The sequence below is a fragment of the bacterium genome (assembly GCA_030654305.1).
In the GTDB taxonomy this organism is placed as follows: domain Bacteria; phylum Krumholzibacteriota; class Krumholzibacteriia; order LZORAL124-64-63; family LZORAL124-64-63; genus PNOJ01.
This window is the reverse complement of record JAURXS010000503.1, coordinates 1-1341: the sequence shown is the minus strand read 5'-3', so window position 1 is coordinate 1341 and position 1341 is coordinate 1. Positions and strand designations below refer to the sequence as shown.

Annotated in this window: 1 protein-coding gene; it reads right to left on the bottom strand. The window is 68.7% G+C overall.

The window, feature by feature from the left end:
- Positions 1 to 164 precede the first annotated feature (164 nt).
- On the bottom strand, positions 165 to 1341 hold a 1177-nt coding region (locus Q7W29_14355), incomplete at its 5' end, for an outer membrane protein transport protein (GenBank protein MDO9173004.1).

The window sequence follows — 1341 nt, the reverse complement described above, 5'->3', positions numbered from 1 at the left end:
CCGATGGCCACGTAGTTGGAGAAGATCGCCTCGCCGGTCGGCTGCTCGTAGGTCAGCTCCACCGGCGCGGGGGTGTCGACGCCGCAGCCCGCGGCCAGGAGGGCCAGCAGGACGACGGCGGCCGCCGGGATCGAGGTGTGCTTGTTCATCGCGGTCCTCCTTTCCTAGAAGTGGTAGCCGATGCCGACGCCGAAGATGTGGGCGTAGGAATCGTAGCTGCCGGCGGGGTTGAATTCGGTCTCGAACGACCGCTGCACGCCGTCTTCAACGTTCGTGCGCTCCTCGAAGTTCACGCCCATGTAGGTGCCGGTCAGCGTGATCCGCTCGGTGGCGCGCATCTGCAGGCCGAACGAGTAGTCGTTGCGGCTGGCGTCCGGCAGCAGCGGGCTCATCGAGCCGACCGGCTGCGGGCTCTCGTCGCGCACGTAGCCGGCCATGGCCAGCAGCTTCGGCGTGACCTGGTACTGGGCGCCGAAGCGCAGCTGCAGGACGTCCTCGTAGTCCTCGCGGATCGTCTGGTCCAGCGCGGTGCCGTCGAAGTCCAGGGCCAGCTCGTCGAAGAAGCCCCAGCCGAAGTGCACGGCGTCGAACTCGACGCGAACCTTCTCGGTGGCCTGGTAGGCCACGCCCACGGCGAGCATGTGGGGCAGCTTCAGGTCGGCGACGCCGTCGTGCTCCGCGCCGCCGAGCGCCGCGATCTGGGCGTCGACGGTGGCGGTGAGCGCGGCGGGCGCGACGTTGGTCAGCGTCAGCTTGCCGTCGCGGATCTCCATCTTCTTCTGGTGGTGGTACATCACGCCGAAGGTGACCTTGGGGGTGGCCTTGACCATCAGCCCCATCATGGGCGTCACGTTGATTTGGCTGGTGCCCTCGATGCGGGCGTCCAGCACGTCGACGTTGGGGTCGTTTTCCGGGTTGGCGCCGAAGAGGGTCGCCGAGCGCTTGTTGAGCTGGATGTCGGCGTAGCCGATGTCCAGGCCGAACGCGAGGCCGACCGTCTCCTCGACCTTCCAGCTGAGCGCCGGGGTGACGTAGACGGTCGCCAGGTCGACGTCGTAGCTCGCGCGCCGGCCGACCCACGCTTCGGGGTCCGCCCACTCGACGCCCAGGCCGAAGGGCGCCGACAGGCCGATGCCGTAGGTCAGGTCGCCCACGTTGCGGTACCAGTAGGCCCCCGGGATGGGGAAGGACTGGTCGACCGTCTTGCCGGTGGCGTGGCTGCCGTCGGGGCGGATCGCGCCGGTGAACTCCGACGACGGGACGACCGGCATGAGGTTGAGGTCCACGGCCATCCCGTCCAGGAAGGCCAGGCCTGCGGGGTTGTAGAAGATGGCCGAGCCG